Source organism: Streptomyces sp. iso_384, from assembly GCF_056172905.1.
Window position 1 is genome coordinate 7015921 of sequence record NZ_JBWBTT010000001.1, and the last position, 15455, is coordinate 7031375.

Here is a 15455-nt window from a genome sequence, read left to right on the forward strand (position 1 = left end):
GGTGGGGCGTCCTGCTTGGTGGTGCGGTGAGGTGCGGGGGCGAGATGCGGGGCGGTGGGTGCTGCCGCGCGGTGAGCGCTGGTGCTCGGTCAGTGCTGGTGCTCGGTCAGTGCTGCTGTGCGGGGAGCTTGGCGAGGGAGAGCGCCTCGGAGTCGGGCTCGACCTCGCTGGTGCAGTGGCCGCAGCGGGAGGCGACGGCGGGAATCTGGCTGAAGCAGCGCGGGCAGTCGCGGAGGGCGGCCTTGATGTCGACGGCCTCTTCCTTTTCCTTGGCGAAGCGGTCCTGCACCTTGGCCATGGGGACCACGACGCAGAAGTAGAGGACCGCGGCGGTGATCAGGAAGGCGATGGCGGCGCTCACGAAGAGGCCGTAGGGGAACTTGACGCCGTCGACCGTGTAGGAGGCCTTGCTGAAGTCGCCGGTGCCGCGGGTGGCGAGGCCGATCAGCGGGGTGATGAAGGCGTTGCTGAAGCCCGTGACGACGGCGGTGAACGCGGCCCCGACCGCGAGACCGATCGCCATGGAGATGACGTTCCCGCGCAGGATGAAGTCCTTGAACCCGTTCAGCACTGCTCTCTCTCCCTCTTGTTCTTGACACGTCCACGCCGATTACGTGACGTGCGCAGCCAAGACCATGCCCTGTGGCGGGGGCCGTGGGCAAACCGATCTTGCGGGCCCCGGAGGGCTCAGAAAAGGTTCACGGAGGCGAAGCGCAGGACGGTCTGCGGAACCCCGGAGAGCAGGATTCCGGCGACGGCGGTCAGGACGATCGCCGTGGTGAGAGGGGCGGGGGCGCGGAATCGGCGCGGCGGGGCCGAGGCCGCGGCACCGGTGGCCTCCTCGGCCGTTTCCGGGGCTCCGTCCGGCGTACGGAAGAGGATCGCGGTCCACTGAAGGTAGTAGTAGAGAGCGATCACCACGTTGACGGCCATGACGACGGCGAGCCAGCCGAGGCCCGCGTCGACCGCCGCGGAGAAGACGGTGACCTTCGCGAAGAGCCCGATGATGCCGGGCGGCAGTCCGGCCAGGCAGAGCAGGAAGAAGCCGAGCGCCAGGGCCGCGAGGGGCCGGCTGGCGTAGAGGCCCCGGTAGTCGGAGAGCCGGTTGCCGGGGTGCGTACGGGCGACGAGGGCGGCGACCGCGAACGCGCCCAGGTTCACGACGGCGTACATCAGGGCGTACGCCACCGTGGAGCCGATCTGTTCGTCGCTGGAGTACGCGGCGGCGGCGATCGGGACCAGGAGGTAGCCGGCCTGGGCGACCGAGGACCAGGCGAGGAGGCGGACGGCGCTGCGGGCGCGGTCGGCCCTCTGGCGGAGGGCCGCGACGTTGCCGACGGTCATGGTGAGCGCGGCCAGGACGGCGAGTGCGGGCCCCCAGACGTCGGCATAGGAGGGGAAAGCGATGACGCTCACCAGGATGAGCCCCGAAAACCCGACGGCCTTCCCCACGACGGAGAGATAGGCGGCGATCGGGAGGGGCGCGCCGACGTAGGTGTCGGGGACCCAGAAGTGGAAGGGCGCGGCGGCGGTCTTGAACGCGAAGCCGACGAGGGTGAGGGCGACCCCGGTCTTGGCGAGGGTGTCGAGCACCGGGGACACCTCATCGAGGCGGACGGCGATCTCGGTGAGGTGCAGGGTGCCGGTGGTCGCGTACACGAAGCTGACGCCGAGGAGCATGACGGCGGTGGCGACGACGGAGGAGAGGAAGAACTTCAGCGCGGCCTCGGAGGAGCGGCGGTCGCCGCGTTTGATGCCGACGAGGGCGAACGCGGGCAGCGAGGCGACTTCCAGGGCGACGACGAGTGTGGCGAGGTCGCGGGAGGCGGGCAGCAGGGCGGCCCCGGCGGCGGAGGCCAGGAGCAGGAACCAGTACTCCCCCGCCGGCAGTTTGCGGGTGTCGTCGAGCGAGAGCAGGACGGTGAGGAACGCGCCGCCGAGGACGAGGGCCTGGATGACGAGCGTGAAGTGGTCGGCGGTGTAGCTGCAGGCCCGGGTGCCGGTGGTGACGCAGAAGGTGGCCCGGTCCCCGGCGCGCAGAGGGAGCAGCAGGGCCAGGGCGGCGGCGAGGGCGGTGAGCGCGCCGTGACCGAGGAGCCGCTTGCGGTGCGCGGGCAGGAACAGGTCGGCGACGAGGACGGCCAGGGCGGCCAGCGCGGTGAGGGTGGGAGGCGCGATGGCGAGCCAGTCGACGGACTGGACGAGGCTGGGGGCGTCGGCCGCGGCGGTGTACGCGACGTGGCTTCCGGCGGTGGTGGCGATGTCCGCGGTCACGACTTGCCTCCTGCGAGGAGCTGCTGCACGGCCGGGTCGGTGAGGCCGAGGAGGACGGCGGGCCAGAGGCCGGCGAGGACGGTGAGCGCGGCGAGCGGGGTCCAGGCGACGGCTTCGTACGTCCGGATGTCGGCGAGCTGCGGGGTGGTGACCGGCCGGGCTCCGGCGGTTGCGGACGGCTCGGGGCCGTCGGGGGTTCGCGAGGCCCGGTCGTCGGGCGACAGCCGGGAGTGGGGCGTATGTCCGCCCATGCAGACGCGCCGGACGACGATGAGCATGTACGCGGCGGTGAGCAGCGTGCCGAACGCCCCGATGGCCATGAAGGTGCGGAACGCGGGGCGGCTGAGGCCTTCGGCGGGGCTGTACGCGCCGAACAGGGTGAGCATCTCGCCCCAGAATCCGGCGAGTCCGGGCAGCCCGAGCGAGGCGATGGCGGCGAAGGCGAGCAGCGCGCCGAGGCGGGGGGCCCGGCCGTAGAGGGCGGCCCCGGTCGCTCCGGCGAGGGTGTCGAGGTCGGCGGTGCCGTAGCGGTCCTTGATGGCGCCGACCAGGAAGAACAGCAGGCCGGTGATGAGGCCGTGGGCGATGTTGGCGAAGAGCGCGCCGTTGACTCCGGTGGGGGTCATGGTGGCGATGCCGAGCAGGACGAAGCCCATGTGGCCGACGGACGAGTAGGCGATGAGCCGCTTGAGGTCGCCCTTGGCGCCGGTACGGGCCAGGGCCAGGCAGGCGAGGGATCCGTAGACGATGCCGACGACGGCGAACGCGGCGAGGTAGGGCGCGAAGGTCCGCATGCCGTCGGGGGCGACGGGGAGCAGGATCCGGACGAATCCGTACGTTCCCATCTTCAGCAGGACGCCCGCGAGGAGCACCGACCCGACGGTGGGGGCAGCGGTGTGGGCGTCGGGGAGCCAGCTGTGCAGAGGCCACATCGGGGTCTTCACGGCGAGGCCGAGACCGATCGCGAGTACGGCGATGACCTGCACGGATGTGGTGAGGCCCCGGCCGTTGTCAGTGGCGAGTGCCACCATGTCGAAGGTGCCGCTCTTCAGCCCGATGAGGAGGAGGCCGAGCAGCATGACGACCGAGCCGAGCAGCGTGTAGAGGATGAACTTCCAGGCGGCCGCCTGCCGTTGGCCGCCGCCCCAGCGGGCGATGAGGAAGTACATCGGGATGAGGACCATCTCGAAGGCGAGGAAGAAGAGCAGCAGGTCGAGGACGGCGAAGGTGGCGAGGGTGCCGGACTCCAGGACGAGGACGAGGGCGACGAAGGCCTTCGGTGAGGGGCCCGCGGGCAGCTTGAAGTAGCTGTACAGCGCGCAGAGGAAGGTCAGCAGCGCGGTCAGGAGCAGGAGGGGGAGGGAGATGCCGTCGATGCCGAGGTGGATGCGGACGTCGAGCGCCGGGATCCAGCTGATGTCGGTGGTCGCCTGCATCGTGGCGGGGTGGTCGTGGTCGAAGCCGGCGGCCAGGACGATCGCGGCGACGAGGACGGCGCCGGTGACGGTCACTCCGTGGCGGAGCACGGCCTGGTCGGGGTTCTTCCCCTTGAGCCCGGGCGGGGCGGGGAGCAGGGCCGCGACGGCGCCGAGGAGCGGGGCGACGACGATGAACGCCAGAAGGAACTGCATCACGGACGCACTGATATCGATCACGGTCACGACCCCGCGTTGACGTTGGCGAAGACGACGGCGGCGATCGCCAGGACGAGTGACCCGGCGAGCAGGGCGCTGACGTAGGTCTGCACATTGCCGGTCTGGGCCCGGCGGACGGCGGTGCCGAGGAGGCGTGTGACGGCGCTTGCTCCGTTGACGTAGGTGCCGATGACCTCGCGGTCCAGGAAGCGGACGAGGCGGGCGGCTTCCTGGACGGGCCGGACGAACAGCGCCGTGTACAGGGCGTCGAGGTGGAAGCCGGTTACCGCGTGGCGGTGCAGGGGCCCGAGGAGGAGCCTGCCGGGGTCGGCCGGGTCGGGGGCGTCCGCGATGGTGCCGTAGGCGGCGGTGTGGGACGTCATGGCCTCGGCTTCGACGAGGGCGGGTTCGGCGCCGGGGTGGGCGGCGACGGCGCCGATGGGGGTGCGGGCGGCGAGGGCGGTGGTGTGCCGCCACGCGCCGTAGGTGACGAGGCCGCCGACGAGGCCGACGCCGGTGGACAGGACGGCGGTGGTGAGCGACGGCGTGAGGGCGTGTCCGTCGAACCAGTCGCCGAGCATGCCGGCGGTGAGGCCGAAGCCGATGGTGGGGACGGCCAGGGTCCACAGGACGGAGGTCATGGCGAAGGGCTGCCTGCCGTGGTCGGGGACTTCGGCCCCGCGGCCGCGGAAGGCGAGGAGCCAGAGGCGTACGGCGTAGGCGGCGGTCAGGACGGCGGCGAGGAGCCCGGCGATCAGGATCGTCCAGCCGGCGGCGGCCGGGGCGACGGTCCGGTCGCCGAGGGCGGTGTGCTCGGCGGCGACGAGGACGGCTTCCTTGGAGAAGAAGCCGGCGAACGGCGGGACGGCGGCCAGCGCGAGGAGGGCGACGGTCATCGTCCAGTAGGCGTCCGGGATACGGCGGGCCAGGCCGCCCATCCGTGACATGGCGGCCAGTGAGTTGGTGCCGGCGGCGTGGATGACGACGCCCGCGGCGAGGAAGAGGACGGCTTTGAACGCACCGTGCGAGATCAGGTGGAAGACGGCGGCGCCCCGGTCGCCGACGGCCAGGGCGCCCGACATGTAGCCGAGCTGACCGATCGTCGAGTAGGCGAGGACGCGCTTGATGTCGTCCTGGGCGAGGGCCGCGAGCCCGGACCCGATCATCGTGACGGCGGCCATCACGGCGAGGACGACCAGCGCGGCGTCGGAGGCGGCGAAGACGGGCAGCAGGCGGGCCACGAAGTAGATGCCGGCGGCGACCATCGTCGCGGCGTGGATGAGCGCGGAGACGGGGGTGGGGCCGGCCATCGCGTCGGGCAGCCAGGTGTGCAGGGGGAACTGCGCCGACTTGCCCGCGACGCCCGCGAGGAGCAGCAGGGCGATGAGGGTGGGGTGGTCGAGTCCGCCGTTGCCGACGGCGGCGAGGATCTTGGTGATCCGGAAACTGCCGGTGTCGGCGGCGAGCGCGAACAGGCCGATCAGGAAGGGGACGTCGCCGAGCTTGGTGACCAGGAAGGCCTTGAGGGAGGCGGCCCGGGCCTCGGGCGTCTCCCAGTAGTGGCCGACGAGGAAGTACGAGCAGATGCCCATGATCTCCCAGCCGACCAGGAGCACCATCAGGTCGCCCGAGTAGACGACCAGCAGCATCGCGGAGGTGAAGAGGGAGACGAGGGCGGCGTAGGAGGGGTAGCGGGCGTCGTCGCGGAGGTAGGCCGTGGAGTAGAGCTGTACGCAGGTGGCGACGACGGTGACGAGGACGGCGACCAGCACGGCGAAGCCGTCGAGGTGCAGGGCCAGGTCGATCGGGACCGAGCCGGTGGGCGTGAGCTGGGTCGCGGCGTCGATGGCCCGGCCGCCGCCCTGCCGGACGGCGACGAGCACGGCGAGTACGGCCGCGGTGAGGGGCGGGAGGATCGCCAGCGGCCGGACGAAGCCGGGGGCGGCGCGGCCGACGGCGAGCCCGGCGAGGGCGCCGAGGAACGGGAGGAGGGGGACGAGGGCGGCGAGGGTCGTGGTGGTCACGTGGTGGCCTCTGCCTTCTTGGTCTTTCCTGCTTTCCCGTCCACCTGGCCGGGGGCCGTCTCTGCGTCGTCGATCTCCGAGGTGTCGGGGAGCGTTTCGGCCTCGTCGGTCTCGGCGGTGTCGCGGAGCCGGTCGATGTCGGAGGTGCCCCGGTTGCGGTGGACGGCCAGGACGATCGCGAGGCCGATGCCGATCTCGGCGGCGGCGATGGCGATGGTGAAGAGCGTGAGGGCCTGGCCGGAGTGGAGGGTGTCGCGGAGCCAGACGTCGAAGGCGACGAGGTTGAGGTTGACGGCGTTGAGCATCAGCTCGACGGACATCAGGACCAGGATCGCGTTGCGGCGGGCGAGGACGCCGTAGAGGCCGATGCAGAAGAGGAGGGCGGCGAGTACGGCGGGATAGGCGAGGTGCATCAGCGCTGCTCCTCCTTGCCGGACGGGCCTGACGGGACTGACGGGCCTGACGGGCCTGACGGGCCGGGCGAGTTCGACGGGCCGGGGCGGACCGCGGTGTCCGTGTCGCGTTTGCGGGACAGGACGATCGCGCCGACGAGGGCGGCGAGCAGCAGGACGGAGAGCGCCTCGAAGGGCAGGACCCAGTTCCGGAACAGGAAGGCGCCGGTGACTTCGGTGGAGCCCTGGGCCGGCCCGTCGAGGTCGATCCAGGTGGTGCGGAAGGCGTCGATCACGACCCAGACGAGAGCGGCCGCCGCGGCGGCGGCCACCCCGAGCGCGACCCACCGGTTGCCCGAATCGGCGTCCGGGGAGCGGCCGATGGGGGCCCGGGTGAGCATCAGGCCGAAGAGGAGGAGGACGACGATGGAACCGACGTAGATCAGTACCTGCACCCAGGCGATGAACTCCGCGGTGAGCAGGAGGTACTCGACGGCCAGTCCGCCGAGCGCGACGACGAGCCAGAGCGCGGCGTGCACCAGCTGCTTGGTCGTGACGGTGATGACGGCTGCGCCGAGGGTGGCGAGGCCGACGAGGAGGAACGCGATCTCCACGCCGGACGGGGAGAGGAAACCGGGGTGGTCACCCGTGGCGGCGGCGGTCGCGGTGAGCAGAGGGGGTGCGGTGTGCAGCGTCACGGGGTTCCTCCCTTCTCGTCCGGACGGTCGTGCTGGTCCTGCTGCTCCGGCTGCTTCTGCTGCTTCTGCTGCATGAGCTGCTGTTCCCGCTGCTCCTGTGCGCGTTGGGAGGCGAGCTTGTCCGCGGCCTTGCGGGCGGCGGCGATCTCCTTCGGCTCCTCGGCACCGGGGTCGAGAGCGGGCGGCTCCGGCACGGTCCACATCCACTCGCGGAGCTTGTCGCGCTCGTGGGTGAGTTCGTGGATGTCCGTCTCCGCGTACTCGAACTCCGGCGACCAGAACAGCGCGTCGAAGGGGCACACCTCGATGCAGATGCCGCAGTACATGCAGAGGGAGAAGTCGATGGCGAAACGGTCGAGGACGTTCCGGCTGCGCTCACGGCCGCCGGGGGCGGCAGGCGGCGACGTCTCCTTGTGGGAGTCGATGTAGATGCACCAGTCGGGGCACTCACGGGCGCAGAGCATGCAGACCGTGCAGTTCTCCTCGAACAGCCCGATGACGCCGCGGGAGCGGGGCGGGAGTTCGGGCTGGGTGTCCGGGTACTGCGCGGTGACGGTCTTCCTCGTCATCGTGCGCAGGGTGACGGCAAGGCCCTTGGCCAGGCCGGATCCGGGGATCGGGGGCATCAGTTGATCGCCACCTTCACGATGCCGGTCAGCGCGATCTGCGCGAGGGCGAGCGGGACGAGAGTGGTCCAGGCGAGCTTCTGCAACTGGTCCTCACGCAGGCGCGGGTAGCTGACGCGCAGCCAGATGACGACGAACGCGAGGAGGGCGGTCTTGAGGAGGGTCCAGAGCCAGCCGAGTCCGTCGGCGCCGAACGGGCCGTGCCAGCCGCCGAGGAAGAGGACGGTGGTCAGGGCGCAGAGGATGACGATGCCCGCGTACTCGGCGAGGAGGAACAGGGCGAAGCGCAGACCGGTGTACTCGGTGTACGCACCGAAGATGATCTCGGAGTCGGCCACCGGCATGTCGAACGGCGGGCGCTGGAGTTCGGCGAGACCGGCCACGAAGAAGACCAGGGCGCCGACGATCTGCCAGGGCAGCCACCACCACGCGAAGGCGTCGAGGATGCCGGTGAGCGAGACCGTACCTGCCGCCATGGCCACGGAGGCGGCGGCCAGGAGCATCGGCAGCTCGTAGGAGAGGAGCTGCGCGGCGGTACGGAGGCCGCCGAGGAGCGAGAACTTGTTGGCGGAGGCCCAGCCCGCCATGAGCGAGCCGAGGACGCCGATGCCCATGACGGCGAGGACGAAGAAGATGCCCGCGTCGACGGCCTGGCCGACCGCGTCGTCGGGGCCGACGGGGATGACGACGAGGACGAGGAGGTACGGGAGGAGGGCGACGGCGGGGGCGAGCTGGAAGACGCGGCGGTCGGCGGCGGCCGGGACCACGTCCTCCTTCTGCGCGAACTTCACGCCGTCCGCGACGAGCTGGGCCCAGCCGTGGAAGCCGCCTGCGTACATGGGGCCCAGGCGGCCCTGCATGTGAGCCATCACCTTGTGTTCCGTCTGGCCCACGAGGAGGGGGGCGACCAGGAACACGACGAAGACGATGGCCAGGCGGAGGGCGACGTCGAGTACGTCGTTCACTCGGGATCGCCTCCGGCGGGGTGGTCTGGGGTGGGGTGCTCTGGGGTGGGCTTGTCGGGATGGGGTGCGGGTTGGTCTTCGGAGTCGGTGGCTTCGAAGTCGGCGGCTTCGGTGGGGGCGGCTTCGGTGGGGGTGGGGCCGCTGCGCAGGGCTTCTCCCCTGCCCGCCCCTTCCCGAACCGGGGGTTCCGCCCCCGTGTCCCCGCTCCTCGAACGCCGGAGGGGCTGAGAAGGCTCGTCCGGTGACTCGGTCTCCGGGCCCTCCGGCTCGTCGAAGGCCGGTTGCGCGTCGTGCCACGGGGCATCCGTGCTGCGCACCCGGGGCGGACGCGACGGCGAGCCCTCGGGGGCGTCCGACGCCTGGCGCCGGCCGGCCGAACCTTCCGACGCGGACCGGGAACGGCGCGGGCCGGCCGGCGGGGGCTCGGGCCGGTCGCCCGGCTCGGGGCGCTGACTGGCCGAGCCGTCGGACGTCGACCGGGAACGGCGGGCGGGCCGGGCAGGGGTGGTCCCCGGCACGTCCGGCTCCGGGCGCTGGCTCGCCGAACCCTCCGACGCCGACCGGGAACGGCGCGGGCGGGCCGCCGCAGGTGTTCCCGGCGTCTCCCGCGTTCCCGGCGCTTCGGGTGTTCCCAGTGCCTCGAGCGTCTCCGGCGTTCCCGGTGCTTCGGGCGTTCCCAGTGCCTCGGGCGTCACCGGAGACGCGGAGGTGGGGGTCTGCGCGCCGGCCGCCCCCGGGATTACGGATGCCTCCGGCGTCGTCGGGGCAGCCGCGCCGCTCGACTCCGGCGCAGGCGCAGGCGTCTGCGCACCAGGAGCCTCGGGTGCGGCCGCGCCGGCCGCCCCGGGTACCTCCCTGCCAGGCGCCTCAGGGGCCTCCGTGCCGGGCGGCGGCGTAGGGCGCTGCGCCGCTGAGCCCTCGCTCGCCGTGCGCGTGCGGCGGGGTGGGCGGTCGGCTGCTGTGCGGGCGGCTCGGGCCGGGCGGGCGGCTGCTGGGGGGAGCTGGCCCTTCAGGGGGCCCCATTCGTTCGGGTCGGGGACCCCGGGCGGAAGCATCGCGCGACGCTTCGGGCCGGTGTGGCCCTCCGCCGGCTCCCCCGGTTCCTTAGCCCCGGGCCAGGCCTTGGCGACCCGTGCGGCCAGGACGAAGTCCTTGCGCAGCGGGTGGCCCTCGAAACCTTCCGGCAGGAGCAGCGGTACGAGATGGGGGTGGCCCTCGAACGCGACGCCGAACATCTCGTGCGTCTCGCGCTCGTGCCACGCCGCCCCCGCGTACACGTCGATGGCGCTGGGCAGCACCGCCGCGTCGTGCGGCACGGTCGTCCGTACCATCAGCCGCCGTACCGTCCCCGTGCCCAGGGCCGCGACATGGGCGCAGACGCGGAAGCCGACGCCCGGTTCGTCCACGGCGCTGAGCCAGTCGAAGTAAGTGCACCCGAGTTCGTCGCGGGCGGTCCGCAGCGCGGTGAGCCAGGCGGCGGCGGGGACGTCGACGGTCAGCAGGTCGTACGCGGACTCCGCCGTGGCCTCGTCGCCGAAGAGGTCGGTGACCGCGTCCGGCAGCCGGTCGAACGCCTCGGCCGCCTCGGCCACCGCGGATTCCACGTGCTGGTCGCGGTCGCTCATCGCCGCCCCTCCCCGTCCGGTTGCGAAGCCGGTGCCGGTGCGGCGACCAGGCCGCTGCGCAGGGCCTCGGTGGACGGACCGCCGCCCGTCGCCCCGGAGGCGTACCGCTCGGCGAGGGATTCGCGCGCGATCTTCTCCTGGAGCTTGAGGATGCCCTGGAGCAGCGCCTCGGGCCGGGGCGGGCAGCCGGGTACGTACACGTCGACGGGGATGATCTGGTCGACGCCCTTGGTCACGGAGTACGAGTCCCAGTAGGGGCCGCCGCAGTTGGAGCAGGCGCCGAAGGAGATGACGTACTTCGGTTCGGGCATCTGCTCGTACAGCCGCTTCACGGCCGGGGCCATCTTGTCCGTCACCGTGCCGGAAACGATCATGAGGTCGGCCTGCCGGGGGCCGGGGGCGAACGGGATCACGCCGAGCCGGATGAAGTCGTGGCGTGCCATGGACGCGGCGATGAACTCGATGGCGCAGCAGGCGAGTCCGAAGTTGAAGACCCAGAGGCTGTAGCGGCGGCCCCAGTTGAGGACGACCTTCATCGGCTCCGGTGCCAGCCGGGAGAGCACGCCCAGGCGCTTGGGCTCGGGAAGCAGGACCGGATCGGACGGGGGCGGGGGCGCGGGCGCGGGCGCGGGCTGCTGCGACTCGGGGGCGGGGGTCGGCCGGCTCGTCAGGCCCATGCGAGGACGCCCTTCTTCCATGCGTAGAGCAGTCCCACGGCCAGGAAGCCGAGGAAGATGAACATTTCGACCAGGGTCGTCGCGCCGTATCCGGGCGCCGCGAACACCGTGGCCCACGGGAACAGGAAGATGGAGTCGACCGCGAAGATCACGTACAGGAACGCGTAGACGTAGTAGCGGACCTGGGTGTGCGCCCAGCCCTCGCCGACCGGGTCGACGCCGCATTCGTAGGTGAGGAGCTTCTCCGGGGTGGGGACGACGGGGCGCAGCAGTCGACCGGCCCCGAAGGCCACGGCGACGAACAGGACGCCGACCAGGGCGAGCAGGCCGATGACCGAGTAGCTCTGGAAGTACTCCGAGGCGAGTGCGGTGGGTCCGTCCGCCGGGACACCCGGGGCTCCCGGAAGGCCCTGGACGCCCGCGCCGCTGGACACGCCGGACACGCCGGTCGTTCCCGCCGCGTCCGCCACGCCGGTCACGTCCGTAACGTCGGCCACGTCCGCCCCTCGCTCCCTCTTCGTCCGCTTCTTCGTCTGCTACGTCGTCCGCATCGGTCCCACGTGCCTGTTCTGTACGCGCGGGAGTTACGCACGGGAGTCTAGGGCCTGCTAAACGGAGCGTAAGCAGCCGCGTCGGGCATCAGGTGGGGTTATCCCTACTTCGACCCGCCCATGAGCCCCATGGTGTGCGCGGGTGCGGCCCGGCAGGCTGTGGGTATGACCATGAGCCCTTCCGTTCCGGACCCCGGCCGGCTGCCGCCCGCCCGCTTCGCCATCGACCGGTGGACCTGGCGGGAGATCGCACATCTGCTCGCCGATCTGCCGTTGGCCGTCGTCGGGTTCGTCTACACGGTCCTCGTGATCGCCGTCGGCGTCGCGCTCTCCGTGACGGTGATCGGTCTGCCGCTGCTGGTCGCCGGGCTCCAGGGCGCCCGGCTGCTGGGCCGGTTGGAGCGGCGGCGGGCGCGCGGGATGCTCGGCGTACGGGTGGAGGAGCCGAGTCCGTTGGCGCGCGGCCACCGGAACCAGGGGTTCTTCGCCCGGCTGTGGGCGGGGCTGAAGGACCCGGTGGGCTGGCGGACGTTGCTGTACGGGTTCATCCGACTGCCCTGGGGGGTGCTGACGTTCGCGGTGACGCTGGTGAGCCTGTTCGTCCTGTGGCCGGTGCTGCCGTTCATCGCGCGGGGGCTGACGACGGTGGACCGGGCGATGGTGCGTGGGCTGCTGTCGCCCTCGGACGAGCTGGAGCGGCGTATCGCCGAGCTGGAGTCGGACCGGGGCGTCGTCGTGGACACCGCCGCCGCCGACCTGCGGCGCATCGAACGCGACCTGCACGACGGCGCCCAGGCCCGTCTGGTCGCCCTCGCCATGGGGCTCGGCCTCGCCAAGGAGAAGCTCACCGACGACCCCGAGGCCGCCGCCCGCATGGTCGACGAGGCCCATGGCGAGATCAAGGTGGCCCTCCAGGAACTGCGCGACCTGGCCCGCGGCATCCATCCCGCCGTCCTCACCGACCGGGGCCTGGACGCCGCCCTCTCCGCCATCGCCTCCCGCTGCACGGTCCCGGTCAAGGTGTCGGTGGAGCTTCGGATGCGTCCGGCGGAGGCGATCGAGGGGATCGCGTACTTCACCGTCTCGGAGCTGCTCCAGAACATCAGCAAGCACAGCGGCGCACGGTCGGCCTCCGTCGACGTGTGGCGTTCGGCCGACCGGCTGATGCTCCAGGTCACGGACGACGGCGGGGGCGGAGCCCGGACGGACGGCGGCGGTACGGGGCTGGCGGGGCTCTCCGAGCGGCTCGACGCGGTCGACGGGGTGCTCGTCCTGGACTCGCCGGAGGGCGGGCCGACGACCGTCACCGCCGAGCTGCCCTGGCGCGACCGCACCGCCTGACCGGCCGTGTTCCCGATGCCCGGCACGGCCCGGGGGTGGGGAAAACCCCCGGTCGGATACGGAGAGGGGCCTCATGGTGCGGAAGACGGCCGGCCAGCACTCTTGAGGGAGAACGGTCCGTGGGGACCGGCCGCCCCGGCGCCACCGCGCCGCACGTCCCACGCACCACGTCCCTCGCACCATTTCCCTCGCACCACTTCCCACGCACCACTTCCCTCGCACCACCGCACAGCCCACTGAGAGACTGAGAACAGAGACGGAACGGACGGAACTCATGGCCACGGCATACGGACCGGACACGCGGGACCGGGAGCATCAGGGTTCCGGCCCCGCCGTCGGGGCGAAGACCCCGGCGAAGCACTTCCTCCCGGCGCCGCTGCGGGCCCCGCTGGAGGCCCGTGCCTGGCGCGAGTTCCTCTACGCGCTGCTGAGCTTCCCGCTCAGCACGGTGATGTTCGTCTTCGCGGTCACCATGACGTCGATGAGCGCGGGCCTGCTGGTCACCTTCATCGGGATACCGGTCCTCGCGGTCGGTCTCACCGTCTGCCGGGGCTTCGGCGCGCTGGAGCGGCACCGGGCGCGCGGGCTGCTGCGGGTCGAGGTGGCGGATCCGGAGCCGGTGCGGGGGAAGACCGGCGGCCCGATGTCCTGGATGGGCGCCATCCTCAAGAGCGGGGCGTCCTGGCGGCACCTGCTGTACGCGCTGCTGCACTTCCCGTGGGCGACGTTCACGTTCGTGGTGGCGATCTCGTTCTGGACGTACGGCCTGGCGGCGCTGACGTACCCGCTGTGGTTCTGGCTCTTCCCGGTGTTCGGTGGGCAGGGCGGCCTCCAGCTGTACGGGGACAGCACCCATCAGGAGTATCTGGACTCGCCCGGTGAGCTGGCGGTGACCGGGGCGGTGGGGCTGGTGCTCGTGCTGGCGGCGCCCTGGATCGTCCGGGGGCTGCTGACGGTGGACCGGCTGATGGTCACCGGTCTGCTGGGCCCGTCCCGGCTGGCCAGCCGGGTCTCCGAGCTGGAGTCGGACCGGGGCGTGGTCGTGGACACCGCCGCCGCCGACCTGCGCCGCATCGAACGCGACCTGCACGACGGCGCCCAGGCCCGTCTGGTCGCCCTCGCCATGGATCTGGGCCTGGCGAAGGAGAAGCTCACCGACGACCCGGAGGCCGCGGCCCGCATGGTCGACGAGGCGCACGGCGAGGTGAAGGTGGCTCTCCAGGAGCTGCGCGACCTGGCCCGCGGGATCCATCCCGCCGTCCTCACCGACCGGGGCCTGGACGCCGCGCTCTCCTCCATCGCCTCCCGCTGCACCGTGCCCGTGACGGTCGAGGTGGACCTGGACTCACGGCCCGCGCAGGCGATCGAGGGGATCGCGTACTTCACCGTCTCGGAGCTGCTCCAGAACATCAGCAAGCACGCCCGGGCGACCCGGGCCACGGTCGACGTGTGGCGGGCGGCCGACCGGCTGATGCTCCAGGTCACGGACAACGGCCGGGGCGGGGCGTCGCCTGCCGCGGGCGGCGGCCTGGCCGGGCTGACGGAGCGGCTGGACGCGGTGGACGGGGTCCTGGTCGTCGACTCCCCGGCCGGCGGTCCGACGACGGTCACCGCCGAGCTGCCCTGGCGGGGCTGAGACCCCGGACCCTCCGCCCTCCTCCACCTTCCGGCTCTCCACTTCACCTGCGTACGCGTGCCCCGTCGCCCGGACCCTCGGTCCGGGCGACGGGGCGTGTCGTGTGGGTTATCCACAGGCCCCCCATCCGTGTCCGGGGCCTGGGATGCTTGAGCGGTCGGGGCGCGGTGCGCGGTGGTCGGGCGTGGTGCGTGCGAGGTCGTGGGGAACGCGGCATATTCGGAACAGTGGGGGACTCGCAGTCGTGGAGAACGTGGAGAACAGGGTGCGCGTGGTCATCGCCGAGGATTCGGTCCTGCTCCGGGAAGGCCTGACCCGTCTGCTCACCGATCTCGGGCACGAGGTGGTCGCCGGGGTCGGGGACGCGGAGGCGCTGCTGAAGACCGTGGCGGAGCTCGACGGGCAGCAGGCCCTTCCCGATGTGGTGGTCGCCGATGTGCGGATGCCGCCGACGCACACCGACGAGGGGGTGCGCGCGGCGGTGCGGCTGCGGAAGGACTATCCGGACATCGGGGTGCTGGTCCTCTCCCAGTACGTGGAGGAGCAGTACGCCACCGAGCTGCTCGCGGGCAGCAGCCGCGGGGTGGGGTATCTGCTGAAGGACCGGGTGGCCGAGGTCCGCGAGTTCGTGGACGCCGTGGTCCGGGTGGCGCAGGGCGGGACGGCGCTGGACCCGGAGGTGGTGGCGCAGCTGCTGGGCCGCAGCCGTAAGCAGGATGTGCTGGCCGGGCTGACGCCGCGCGAGCGGGAGGTCCTCGGTCTGATGGCCGAGGGCCGGACGAACTCCGCCGTCGCCCGGCAGCTCGTGGTGAGCGACGGGGCGGTCGAGAAGCACGTCAGCAACATCTTCCTGAAGCTGGGGCTCTCGCCCAGCGACGGGGACCACCGGCGCGTCCTCGCCGTGCTGACCTATCTGAACTCCTAGCTGTCTGACACTCTGTCAGATAGTGATGGATGCGGCGGTCGCGGCACTTCAGGGGCGCACCGGGAGCGCTCCGGGGGCATTGCGCAG

General features: G+C 72.0%; 14 protein-coding genes. 3 read left to right on the top strand and 11 right to left on the bottom strand.

Annotation, left to right across the window (positions count from 1 at the left end; all coding sequences use genetic code 11):
• Positions 1-106: 106 nt before the first annotated feature.
• The 11 genes from mscL to AC0VY3_RS31515 form a co-directional block, all read right to left on the bottom strand.
• Positions 107-571, bottom strand: coding sequence for a large conductance mechanosensitive channel protein MscL (mscL, locus tag AC0VY3_RS31465; RefSeq protein WP_103511054.1), 465 nt, complete (start codon positions 569-571; stop codon positions 107-109).
• 116 nt (positions 572-687) lie between these two features.
• Positions 688-2274 (bottom strand): NADH-quinone oxidoreductase subunit N, encoded by a 1587-nt coding sequence (locus AC0VY3_RS31470; protein WP_475551134.1) that lies wholly within the window; start codon positions 2272-2274, stop codon positions 688-690.
• Positions 2271-3935: an NADH-quinone oxidoreductase subunit M gene (locus AC0VY3_RS31475; RefSeq protein WP_475551135.1), complete on the bottom strand. Its 1665-nt coding sequence runs from the start codon at positions 3933-3935 to the stop codon at positions 2271-2273. The genes AC0VY3_RS31470 and AC0VY3_RS31475 overlap by 4 nt, the downstream gene beginning before the upstream one ends.
• Positions 3932-5932 carry an NADH-quinone oxidoreductase subunit 5 family protein gene (locus tag AC0VY3_RS31480; RefSeq protein WP_475551136.1) on the bottom strand — a complete coding sequence of 667 codons (2001 nt, stop codon included), beginning with the start codon at positions 5930-5932 and terminating at the stop codon, positions 3932-3934. Before AC0VY3_RS31480 ends, AC0VY3_RS31475 begins: the two co-directional genes overlap by 4 nt.
• Positions 5929-6345 (bottom strand): NADH-quinone oxidoreductase subunit NuoK, encoded by a 417-nt coding sequence (nuoK, locus tag AC0VY3_RS31485; RefSeq protein ID WP_475551137.1) that lies wholly within the window; start codon positions 6343-6345, stop codon positions 5929-5931. The genes AC0VY3_RS31480 and nuoK overlap by 4 nt, the downstream gene beginning before the upstream one ends.
• A complete protein-coding gene (locus AC0VY3_RS31490) occupies positions 6345-7022 on the bottom strand; it encodes an NADH-quinone oxidoreductase subunit J family protein (RefSeq protein ID WP_475551138.1) in 678 nt (225 codons plus the stop codon). Before AC0VY3_RS31490 ends, nuoK begins: the two co-directional genes overlap by 1 nt.
• The gene (locus tag AC0VY3_RS31495; protein WP_475551139.1) at positions 7019-7648 is read right to left on the bottom strand and encodes a NuoI/complex I 23 kDa subunit family protein; all 630 of its coding nucleotides are present in this window, start codon (positions 7646-7648) and stop codon (positions 7019-7021) included. The genes AC0VY3_RS31490 and AC0VY3_RS31495 overlap by 4 nt, the downstream gene beginning before the upstream one ends.
• The gene (locus tag AC0VY3_RS31500) at positions 7648-8613 is read right to left on the bottom strand and encodes a complex I subunit 1/NuoH family protein (RefSeq protein WP_103511048.1); all 966 of its coding nucleotides are present in this window, start codon (positions 8611-8613) and stop codon (positions 7648-7650) included. The genes AC0VY3_RS31495 and AC0VY3_RS31500 overlap by 1 nt, the downstream gene beginning before the upstream one ends.
• A complete protein-coding gene (locus AC0VY3_RS31505; protein ID WP_475551140.1) occupies positions 8610-10238 on the bottom strand; it encodes an NADH-quinone oxidoreductase subunit C in 1629 nt (542 codons plus the stop codon). The genes AC0VY3_RS31500 and AC0VY3_RS31505 overlap by 4 nt, the downstream gene beginning before the upstream one ends.
• A complete protein-coding gene (locus AC0VY3_RS31510) occupies positions 10235-10915 on the bottom strand; it encodes an NADH-quinone oxidoreductase subunit B (protein WP_475551141.1) in 681 nt (226 codons plus the stop codon). The genes AC0VY3_RS31505 and AC0VY3_RS31510 overlap by 4 nt, the downstream gene beginning before the upstream one ends.
• Positions 10906-11412 (bottom strand): NADH-quinone oxidoreductase subunit A, encoded by a 507-nt coding sequence (locus AC0VY3_RS31515; protein ID WP_181011001.1) that lies wholly within the window; start codon positions 11410-11412, stop codon positions 10906-10908. The genes AC0VY3_RS31510 and AC0VY3_RS31515 overlap by 10 nt, the downstream gene beginning before the upstream one ends.
• A 219-nt stretch (positions 11413-11631) precedes the next feature.
• Between AC0VY3_RS31515 and AC0VY3_RS31520 the strand changes: the two genes are divergently transcribed.
• The 3 genes from AC0VY3_RS31520 (at position 11632) to AC0VY3_RS31530 (ending at position 15368) form a co-directional block, all read left to right on the top strand.
• The gene (locus AC0VY3_RS31520; protein ID WP_475551142.1) at positions 11632-12807 is read left to right on the top strand and encodes a sensor histidine kinase; all 1176 of its coding nucleotides are present in this window, start codon (positions 11632-11634) and stop codon (positions 12805-12807) included.
• A gap of 274 nt (positions 12808-13081) precedes the next feature.
• Positions 13082-14443 carry a sensor histidine kinase gene (locus AC0VY3_RS31525; protein WP_475551143.1) on the top strand — a complete coding sequence of 454 codons (1362 nt, stop codon included), beginning with the start codon at positions 13082-13084 and terminating at the stop codon, positions 14441-14443.
• A 265-nt stretch (positions 14444-14708) separates the two neighbouring features.
• The gene (locus tag AC0VY3_RS31530) at positions 14709-15368 is read left to right on the top strand and encodes a response regulator transcription factor (protein WP_030083520.1); all 660 of its coding nucleotides are present in this window, start codon (positions 14709-14711) and stop codon (positions 15366-15368) included.
• Positions 15369-15455 lie beyond the last annotated feature (87 nt).

What these genes read in the sequence shown, in the direction of transcription:
- nuoK (WP_475551137.1), bottom strand. Translation starts at nt 6,345, where the DNA reads ATGCACCTCGCCTATCCCGCCGTACTCGCCGCCCTCCTCTTCTGCATC.
- AC0VY3_RS31495 (WP_475551139.1), bottom strand. Translation starts at nt 7,648, where the DNA reads ATGCCCCCGATCCCCGGATCCGGCCTGGCCAAGGGCCTTGCCGTCACC.
- AC0VY3_RS31505 (WP_475551140.1), bottom strand. Translation starts at nt 10,238, where the DNA reads ATGAGCGACCGCGACCAGCACGTGGAATCCGCGGTGGCCGAGGCGGCC.
- AC0VY3_RS31510 (WP_475551141.1), bottom strand. Translation starts at nt 10,915, where the DNA reads ATGGGCCTGACGAGCCGGCCGACCCCCGCCCCCGAGTCGCAGCAGCCC.
- AC0VY3_RS31520 (WP_475551142.1), top strand. Translation starts at nt 11,632, where the DNA reads ATGACCATGAGCCCTTCCGTTCCGGACCCCGGCCGGCTGCCGCCCGCC.
- AC0VY3_RS31525 (WP_475551143.1), top strand. Translation starts at nt 13,082, where the DNA reads ATGGCCACGGCATACGGACCGGACACGCGGGACCGGGAGCATCAGGGT.